This is a genomic window from Zavarzinia sp., assembly GCF_041650655.1.
Classification (GTDB): Bacteria; Pseudomonadota; Alphaproteobacteria; order Zavarziniales; family Zavarziniaceae; genus Zavarzinia.
The window spans coordinates 1-9,135 of the sequence record NZ_JBAZKR010000135.1; the positions used below are offsets into that span (position 1 = coordinate 1).

A 9,135-nucleotide genomic window follows, 5' to 3' on the forward strand; every position below is an offset into this window, starting at 1 on the left:
TGCTCCGGCTTGTAATCCAGGTTGTTCTCGCGCTTGAACTTCAGGCACACCGCCTTCTTCAGCGCGGGCGTGCCGTCCGGCGCGGTGTATTTGGTGTCGTTGGTCTCGATCGCGCGGATGCCGGCGGCCTTGATGTTGTCGGGCGTCGGGAAGTCCGGCTCGCCGGCGCCGAGGCCGATCACATCCATGCCGGCCGCCTTCAACTCGGCGGCCTTCTGGGTCACCGCGATGGTCGGCGACGGCTTGATGCGCGCGAGGGAGGAAGCGATGAAGGCCATGGCAGAAACACCAGTCTCGTTGTAATGGGCTGAAACCGTAGCCTCGTGCCCCGCCGTCAGCAAGCGCACAGTCGCCTGCCGCCCTGCGCCCTGCACAAGTGTCGCACGACATCTTGACACGGCGGCGGAACGGCGCGATTGACCGCCGATCGTCCGAAGGCTGGAGGATCACCATGCCGGCACCGTTCCGCCGCCAGCTGCTCCGCATTGCGCGCCGCACCGACGACCCGCGAAGTCGCTGAATGCGAGGCGGGTCGCCCCGCCCTCGTCACCGCTCCGGCGCCTGTAGCGTTCAGCCTTCCCGGTACAATATGACCCAGCATCACCCCGCCCTGACGGCAGGCGGCCACCGTGGCCGTTTCCTGCCCAACATCTGGGACGTCCTCGCCTTCGCCATCCTGTTCGGCCTGCTGGCCGGCGTGATGCACGGCGGCGGCGAGACCATGGCCCCCCTCACCGACGTGGTGCAGACGCCGATCAGCCTCGATCCGCGCGCCCTGCCCGAATATGCCCTGCGCACCCTTCTCCGCATGTTGACGGCACTGCTCGCCTCGCTCCTCTTCTCGCTCGCCTATGCAACGCTGGCGGCACGCAGCCGGCGGGCCGAGATGGTGCTGATCCCGCTGCTCGACATCCTCCAGTCGGTGCCGGTGCTGGGCTTCCTGTCCTTCACCGTGGCGGGCTTCATGGGGCTCTTCCCGGGCCGCGTGCTGGGGGTCGAATTGGCCGCCGTCTTCGCCATCTTCACCAGCCAGGCCTGGAACATGACCTTCAGCTTCTATCAGTCGCTGAAGTCCCTGCCCTCCGAACTGGACGAAGCGGCGCGGAGTTTCCGCCTGACGCCCTGGCGGCGCTTCTGGGGCCTCGACGTTCCCTTCGCCGTGCCCGGCCTGGTGTGGAATGCCATGATGTCCATGTCCGGCGGCTGGTTCTTCGTGGTCGCGGCCGAGGCGATCTCGGTCGGCAACACCACGATCTCCCTGCCCGGCATCGGATCCTATGTGGCGCTGGCGATCGAGAAGCGCGATCTCGGCGCTGTCGGCTATGCCCTCGCCGCCATGCTGGTGGTCATCCTCGCCTGCGATCAGGTGATGTTCCGGCCGCTCGTCGCCTGGGCCGAACGCTTCCACGCCGAAGCGGCGCCGGACGGCAGCCTGCCGCGCTCCTGGGCGCTGCGCGCGATCCGGCGTTCCCGGCTCTTCGCCCTCGCCTTCTCGCCGATCGGCCGGCTCGGCCGGCTGCGCCTCGGCCGGCTGCCGCGCTTCCAGCGCCTGAGCGGCGCCTGGCAGAGCCGCTGGGCCGACCGCGCCTGGCTCGCCCTGCTGGTCTTCGCCGGTACCTATGCGGCACTCGAGGCCGGCAGTTTCGTGATCGCTGCTGTTCCACCTTCGGAAGGGCTCACGGTGATCGGCCTGGGGCTCCTCACCATGCTGCGCGTGGTCGTCCTGCTGGCGCTCGCGAGCCTGCTCTGGGTCCCGCTCGGGGTGATGATCGGGCTCCGGCCCAGGCTCGCCATGCGGCTCCAGCCGCTCGCCCAGTTCCTGGCGGCGGTACCGGCCAACATCGTCTTTCCCTTCGCTGTCGTGCTGATCGCCCGCTTCGACCTGAACCCGGACATCTGGCTCAGTCCGCTCATGATCCTGGGCACGCAGTGGTACATATTGTTCAACGTGATCGCCGGCGCCGCCGCCTTCCCGCGTGACCTCCGGGATGCCGCGGCCAATTTCCGGGTCGGCGGCTGGCGCTGGTGGCGCAAGGTGATGCTGCCCGGGATCATGCCCTATTACGTAACCGGGGCAATCACGGCGGGCGGCGGCTCGTGGAACGCGGCGATCGTCGCCGAAGTGGCGAGCTGGGGTTCGACCACGCTGACCGCGCATGGGCTCGGCGCCTATATCGCGCAGGCCACCGTGGCGGGCGACAAGGCGCGCATCATGCTCGGCGTCGCCGTGATGTCGCTCTTCGTCATCCTGTTCAATCGCGTGCTGTGGCGGCCCCTGTTCGACCGCGCCAACCGCTTCAACTGAGGCCCGCGCCATGACCGATCTTCGCGATGCCACCGCCCCCCTGGTCGAGGTGAAGGACCTGCGGCAGGTCTATCACAAGGGTGACGCCCCCGATCTCCTGGTCCTCGACGGTGTCGAGCTGACCATCCGCGAGGGTGAAATCGTCGGCCTGCTCGGCCGTTCCGGCTCAGGCAAGTCGACATTGCTCCGCATCGTCGCCGGTCTGCTGGCGCCCACCAAAGGCGACGTCCGTTGGTGCGGCAAGCCGGTCGAAGGCCCCGGCGAAGGCATCGCCATGGTGTTCCAGAGCTTCGCCCTCTTCCCCTGGCTCACGGTCCAGCAGAACGTCGAGCTGGGCATGGAGGCGCTCGACATCGGGGCCGCCGAACGGCGCCGCCGGGCCCTCGCCGCGATCGACCTGATCGGCCTCGACGGTTTCGAGAACGCCTACCCGAAGGAACTGTCCGGCGGGATGCGCCAGCGTGTGGGCTTCGCCCGGGCGCTGGTCGTGCATCCGCGCCTGATGCTGCTGGACGAGCCCTTCTCCGCCCTCGACGTGCTGACCGCCGAGACGCTCCGCACCGACCTGATCGATCTTTGGATCGAAGGCCGGCTGCCGGTCCGCTCCCTCCTCATGGTCACCCACAACATCGAAGAGGCGGTCCTCATGTGCGACCGCGTCTTGCTCTTCTCCAACAATCCGGGCCGTGTCGCCGCCGAGATCGCGATCGACCTGCCCCACCCGCGCCAGCGCCTGGACCCGACCTTCCGCGAATTGGTCGACGACCTCTATGCCCGCATGACCAATCGCACCCCGGCTGCCGGGGAAACGTCGCGGGCGACCGACGAAGGCATTCCCGGCACCGGCATCGGCATGATCCTGCCCCGCGTCTCGACCAACGTGCTGGCCGGCCTGATGGAGACCTTGGCGGCCAGGCCGGACGGAAGGGCCGACCTGCCCGACCTCGGCGCCGCCCTTCAGCTCGAGGTCGACCAGCTCCTGCCCATCGCCGAAACGCTGCAACTGCTTCGTTTCGCCGAACTGGCGGACGGCGACATCACCCTGACCGACGACGGCCGCCGCTTCGTCGACTCCGAAGTGGACGAACGCAAGCGCCTGTTCGCCGACCACCTGCTGACCTATGTGCCGATCGTCGGCCTGGTGCGGCGGGTGCTCGACGAACGCAGCAGCCACCGCGCCCACCGGCGCCGCTTCACCGAGGAGCTGGAGGACTTCATGTCCGAAGAGGCGGCGGAGAACACGCTCCGCTCGGTGATTTCCTGGGGCCGCTATGCCGAGTTGTTCGCCTATGACTCCCAGAGCCGGGAATTCAGCCTGGAAGATCCAGCTTGACGGCGGCGCCGTTGTAGCGCCGTGCAATTGTTCTTGTTTAGTTCGCGTTTCCTGTTGCCGCCAGAGCCCTGCACGGGCACCATGACGGCCTCTCGTCGGTGGTGCTGGCACCCCGCCGCGAGGCGCCCTATAAACAGCGGATGGCGAAGCCGATGGATGCCCCCAGCATGGCAGAGGTTGCGGCCTGGGTGCCGCATCGGCCCGACCGTCCGGAGAAATCCGAAGGCGGCCGGCGTTTCAAGCTCGTCTCCGAATTCCAGCCCGCGGGCGACCAGCCGGCCGCGATCGAGGAATTGGTCTCCGGCGTCGACGGCCACGAGCGCGACCAGGTGCTGCTCGGTGTCACCGGCTCGGGCAAGACCTTCACGGTGGCCCATGTCATCGAGCGGACCCAGCGCCCGGCCCTGGTGCTCGCGCCGAACAAGACGCTGGCGGCCCAGCTCTACGGCGAGATGAAGTCGTTCTTTCCGGAAAACGCGGTCGAGTATTTCGTCTCCTATTACGATTACTACACGCCGGAAGCCTATGTGCCCCGGACCGACACCTATATCGAGAAGGAAGCCTCGATCAACGCGCAGATCGACCGGATGCGCCATTCGGCGACCCGCGCCCTGCTCGAACGCGACGATGTGATCATCGTCGCCTCGGTTTCCTGCATCTACGGTATCGGCTCGGTCGAGACCTATTCGGCCATGACCTTCGGCGTGAAGCAGGGCGAGACGGTCGACCGCGCGGAACTGCTGCGCAATCTCGTCTCGCTGCAATACCGGCGGAACGATGCCTCGTTCCAGCGTGGCACCTTCCGCGTCCGCGGCGACAGTATCGAGATCTTCCCGGCCCACTACGAGGACCGGGCCTGGCGCATCACCCTGTTCGGGGACGAGATCGACGGCATCGCCGAATTCGATCCCCTGACCGGGGAAAAGACCGCCCCGCTCGACTTCGTGAAGATCTATGCCAACAGCCACTATGTGACACCCCGGCCGACCCTGCACCAGGCGGTGAAGTCGATCCGCCAGGAACTCGCCCTCCGGCTCGAGGAGTTGCGCGGCAACGGCCGCCTGCTCGAAGCCGAGCGGCTGGAACAGCGCACCACCTTCGACCTCGAGATGATGGAAGCGACCGGCGCCTGCGCCGGGATCGAGAATTATTCCCGCTACCTGACCGGGCGCCGCCCGGGCGAGCCGCCGCCGACGCTCTTTGAATATCTGCCCGACAACGCCCTCCTCTTCGTCGACGAGAGCCATGTCACCGTGCCCCAGATCGGCGGCATGGAACGGGGCGACAACAAGCGAAAGTCGACCCTGGCCGAATACGGCTTCCGCCTGCCCTCCTGCATCGACAACCGGCCGCTGAAATTCACCGAATGGGACGCCATGCGACCCCAGTCGGTCTTCGTCTCGGCGACCCCGGGCAAATGGGAGATGGAACGGACCGGCGGTACTTTCACCGAGCAGGTGATCCGCCCGACCGGGCTGATCGATCCGCCCTGCTTCATCCGCCCGATCGCCAAGCAGGTCGACGACCTGATCGCCGAATGCCGCGCCGTCACGGCCAAGGGCAACCGTGTGCTGGTCACCACCCTGACCAAGCGCATGGCCGAGGACCTGACCGAATATCTGCACGAGGCGGGGCTCAAGGTCCGCTACATGCATTCGGACATCGACACGCTGGAACGGATCGAGATCCTGCGCGATCTCCGCCTCGGCACTTTCGACGTGCTGATCGGCATCAACCTGCTGCGCGAGGGACTGGACATCCCGGAATGCGCCCTGGTGGCGATTCTGGACGCCGACAAGGAAGGCTTCCTGCGCTCCGAGACCTCGCTGATCCAGACCATCGGGCGCGCCGCGCGCAATGTCGACGGCCGGGTCATCCTCTATGCCGACACGGTGACCGAGTCGATGCGCCGCGCCCTCGACGAGACGGACCGGCGCCGGGCCAAGCAGAAGGCTTACAACGAGGCCCATGGCATCACACCGGAATCGGTCCGGAAGTCGATCGGCGACATCCTCGAATCGGTCTACGAGGCCGATCATTCGACGGTCGACCTGGGCGATGCCGAGGCCCGCCAACTGGTCGGCCACAACCTGAAATCCTATCTCGCGGACCTCGACAAGCGTATGCGCCAGGCCGCCGCCGACCTCGAATTCGAGGAAGCGGCGCGGCTGCGCGACGAGATCCGCCGGCTCGAAGCCTCGGAACTGGAAATCGCCAGCAATCCCCAGGCCCGGCCTCCCGCCCCTTCCCGTGGCCGTTCGACGGGTGGACGCCCCGGCGTGCGTACGCCAAAGAAGAAACCCGCCCGCCGCTGATCGCTTCGCGTTTCTCGAAAGCCTTTCAACCATGACCAAGAGTTTCGTCACTCCCGTCGGCTTCGCCGATGCCCGCCAAGGCGTCGCCCACCTCTTCGTTCGGGGACTCGTGGTCGAGGCCGAGATCGGCGTCTGGGCGCACGAGAAGGGGCGCCGCCAGATCATCCGAATCGATCTCGATCTGGCGGTCGACGACCCCCGTTCGGCCGGCGACGACCACGGCAAGGTGGTCTGCTACGAATGGGCCTCGAACGAGACACGCGGCGTGGTCGCTTCAGGTCACTTCAACCTGGTCGAACGTCTCGCCGAAGAAATCGCCGACCGTCTGTTGTGCGATGCCAGAGTTCACGCGGTGCGAATTCGCGTCGAGAAACCGGGTGCGATACGTGGTGCCGACGCCGCGGGCATTGAAATCGTGCGTTTGGCGGGTGGGAAATCCGACTTGTTGCGCTGACATGCTTGTCGGCAACATTTGAAACGGAGCTGTCACAGGAGCGAAATGGCGCCTTTTTGTACACAGGCGCGGCTAGCAGTGTCGCCCCGTAGCCGTCAAGTCGGAAAATCGGTAAATGGGATTGCACGAGCCGCACCTGCTCCGCTAACCCATTGATTTCATTGACACCGACTGCATATGCTCAAATTTTGAGCAAGGACGCCGGGACCCAGGGAATGTGCGGGGGTGCGGGGTTGCCGCAAGACTTGCCAACAGGGTTATCCACAGGAATGGTGGAAAGTGTCAGATCGATGTCGACAAGGTTTCAGCAGCCGCTGCCCGATATGACGGCACCCCAGGAATTCCGCGCCTTTGGCGACTGTCATATTTGCGGCTGCAACACGCTTTCCCGCCGCCTTCGCAGTTGCAGCATGACTGTCGGCAGTGCAATCGCCGGCTGCGAATCGCGCCGGTACGGGTCGAATGAGCGATGACTGACGGAGAGGACATCACAGAGGCCGAGTCGCCCGCCGAGGGCGGTCAGCCCCTCCAGGGCCGCGCCCTGATCCGCCGCCATCTCGCTACCTTGGGCCAGGGCCCCGGGGTCTATCGGATGCTCGACGGCCGTGGCGACGTCCTCTATGTCGGCAAGGCGCGGAACCTGAAGCGTCGCGTCTCGCAATACGCGAACGGCGTGCATCCATCCAACCGGATCTCGCGCATGGTCGCCGAGACGCGGTCGCTCGAAGTCGTCGTGACCCATACCGAGGCGGAGGCGCTGCTCCTCGAAGCCAATCTGATCAAGCGCCTCCAACCGCGTTACAACGTGCTGCTGCGGGACGACAAGTCGTTCCCCTACATCCTGATCGCCAAGGGCCACGAATGGGCCAAGCTCGGCAAGCACCGGGGGGCCCGCGGCGAGAAGGGCACCTATTTCGGTCCCTTCGCCTCGGCCGGCGCGGTCACCCGGACACTGAACGACCTCCAGCGCGCCTTCCTGCTGCGCTCCTGTTCCGACGCGGTGTTCCAGGGCCGCAGCCGGCCCTGCCTGTTGTTTCAGATCAAGCGCTGCTCGGCGCCCTGTGTCGGCCATATCTCCCACGAGGATTACGATCGCCTGGTCGCCCAGGCCGAGGATTTCCTGTCCGGCCGCAGCCAGGCGATCCAGCGCGACCTTTCCGCCCGCATGAGCGAAGCGGCGGAGGCGCTGGATTACGAGAGGGCCGCGATCTACCGCGACCGTATCCGCGCCCTGACCGCGATCCAGGCCCATCAGGACATCAATACCGACGCTGTCGCCGAAGCAGATGTGATCGCCCTCCACCTCGACGGCGGCCAGGCCTGCGTCCAGGTGTTCTTCTTCCGCGCCGGGCAGAACTGGGGCAACCGCGCCTATTTCCCCAGGATCGACCGGAGCGACGAGGCGCCGGAGATCCGCGCCGCCTTCATCGCCCAATTCTACGACGACCGCCCGCCGCCACGGCTGATCCTGATCGACGGTCCGGTGGCCGACCAGGACCTCCTGGCCGAAGCGCTCACGACCGCCTCCGGCCGCAAGGTCGACATCGCGGAACCGAAGCGCGGCGCCAAGCTCGACCTCGTCGATCATGCCAAGACCAATGCCCGGGAAGCGCTCGGCCGCCGCCTCGCCGAGACGTCGAGCCAGGCGAAGCTGCTCGAAGCAGTGGCAGAGACCTTCGAGCTGGACGGGCCGCCCAAGCGGATCGAGGTCTATGACAACAGCCATGTCATGGGCACCAACGCGGTCGGCGGCATGATCGTGGCGGGGCCCGAGGGGTTCCAGAAGAACGCCTACCGCAAGTTCAACATCAAGAGCACCGACATCACCCCGGGCGACGATTTCGGCATGATGCGCGAAGTCCTGACCCGACGCTTCAAGCGCTTGATGGACGAGAACCCGGAACGGGACGAGAATGGCGCCGCCTGGCCCGATCTCGTGCTGATCGACGGCGGCGCCGGCCAGCTCTCGGCAGCGCTGGGCATCCTGCGCGGCCTCGGGATCGAGGACGTCCCCCTGGTCGGCATCGCCAAGGGGCCGGACCGCAACGCCGGGCGCGAGCGCTTCTTCCGCCCGGGCAAGCCCGAATTCTCGCTCGAGCAGCGCTCGCCGGTACTCTATTTCCTGCAGCGCCTGCGCGACGAGGCGCATCGCTTCGCCATCGGCACCCACCGGGCGAAGCGGGGCAAGGAGGCGGTGCGCTCCGCCCTCGACGAGATCCCGGGCGTCGGGCCGGCACGCAAGCGCGCCCTGCTCCATCATTTCGGCTCGGCCAAGGAAGCCTCGCGCGCCGGGCTCGCCGATCTCGAAAAAGTACCGGGCATCTCGAAAACCGTCGCCAAGCTCGTATACGATCACTTCAACGAAAAAGGCTGACCGGCACCCCGCGATGATCACCAACCTGCCCAATCTGCTGACCCTGTTCCGGATCTTCGTGATCCCCCTGATGGTGGCGGCCTTCTTCCTGGACTTCCCGGTCGGCAATTGGATTGCCTTCGGGCTCTTCGCTGCCGCCTCGATCACCGACTATTTCGACGGCTGGCTGGCGCGGGCGTGGAATCAGGTGTCGCCCCTCGGCCGTTTTCTCGATCCCGTGGCGGACAAGCTGCTGGTCGCCTCCGCCATCCTGATGCTGGTCGCGATGCGCCAGATCGAAGGCTTCGCCGTGATCGCCGCCGTAGTGATCATGTGCCGCGAGATGCTGGTCTCGGGCCTCCGCGAGTTCCTGGC

7 protein-coding genes are annotated in these 9,135 nt (G+C 66.4%); 6 read left to right on the forward strand and 1 reads right to left on the reverse strand.

The window, feature by feature from the left end; genetic code table 11:
- On the reverse strand, window positions 1–278 hold a 278-nt coding region (locus tag WC493_RS20180), incomplete at its 3' end, for an aminotransferase class I/II-fold pyridoxal phosphate-dependent enzyme (protein ID WP_373067891.1).
- A 311-nt stretch (window positions 279–589) separates the two neighbouring features.
- Between WC493_RS20180 and WC493_RS20185 the strand changes: the two genes are divergently transcribed.
- From WC493_RS20185 to WC493_RS20210, 6 genes are all read left to right on the forward strand, one after another.
- A complete protein-coding gene (locus WC493_RS20185; RefSeq protein WP_373067893.1) occupies window positions 590–2,305 on the forward strand; it encodes an ABC transporter permease in 1,716 nt (571 codons plus the stop codon).
- A gap of 10 nt (window positions 2,306–2,315) precedes the next feature.
- Window positions 2,316–3,638 carry an AAA-associated domain-containing protein gene (locus tag WC493_RS20190; RefSeq protein WP_373067895.1) on the forward strand — a complete coding sequence of 441 codons (1,323 nt, stop codon included), beginning with the start codon at window positions 2,316–2,318 and terminating at the stop codon, window positions 3,636–3,638.
- Between the two features lie 140 nt (window positions 3,639–3,778).
- Complete coding sequence (gene uvrB, locus WC493_RS20195) at window positions 3,779–5,953, forward strand: excinuclease ABC subunit UvrB (protein WP_373067897.1); 2,175 nt, start codon at window positions 3,779–3,781, stop codon at window positions 5,951–5,953.
- 31 nt (window positions 5,954–5,984) lie between these two features.
- Complete coding sequence (gene folB, locus WC493_RS20200; protein WP_373067899.1) at window positions 5,985–6,407, forward strand: dihydroneopterin aldolase; 423 nt, start codon at window positions 5,985–5,987, stop codon at window positions 6,405–6,407.
- 469 nt (window positions 6,408–6,876) lie between these two features.
- Entirely contained in the window at window positions 6,877–8,781 is a 1,905-nt protein-coding gene (gene uvrC / locus WC493_RS20205) for an excinuclease ABC subunit UvrC (protein WP_373067901.1), read from the forward strand.
- Between the two features lie 13 nt (window positions 8,782–8,794).
- A partial coding sequence (locus tag WC493_RS20210) for a CDP-alcohol phosphatidyltransferase family protein (protein WP_373067903.1) occupies window positions 8,795–9,135 on the forward strand: 341 nt, incomplete at its 3' end.

Excerpts from the sequence above, each read along its gene's own strand:
- WC493_RS20185 (WP_373067893.1), top strand. The coding sequence starts at position 590 with ATGACCCAGCATCACCCCGCCCTGACGGCAGGCGGCCACCGTGGCCGT.
- WC493_RS20190 (WP_373067895.1), top strand. The coding sequence starts at position 2,316 with ATGACCGATCTTCGCGATGCCACCGCCCCCCTGGTCGAGGTGAAGGAC.
- uvrB (WP_373067897.1), top strand. The coding sequence starts at position 3,779 with ATGGCGAAGCCGATGGATGCCCCCAGCATGGCAGAGGTTGCGGCCTGG.
- folB (WP_373067899.1), top strand. The coding sequence starts at position 5,985 with ATGACCAAGAGTTTCGTCACTCCCGTCGGCTTCGCCGATGCCCGCCAA.
- uvrC (WP_373067901.1), top strand. The coding sequence starts at position 6,877 with ATGACTGACGGAGAGGACATCACAGAGGCCGAGTCGCCCGCCGAGGGC.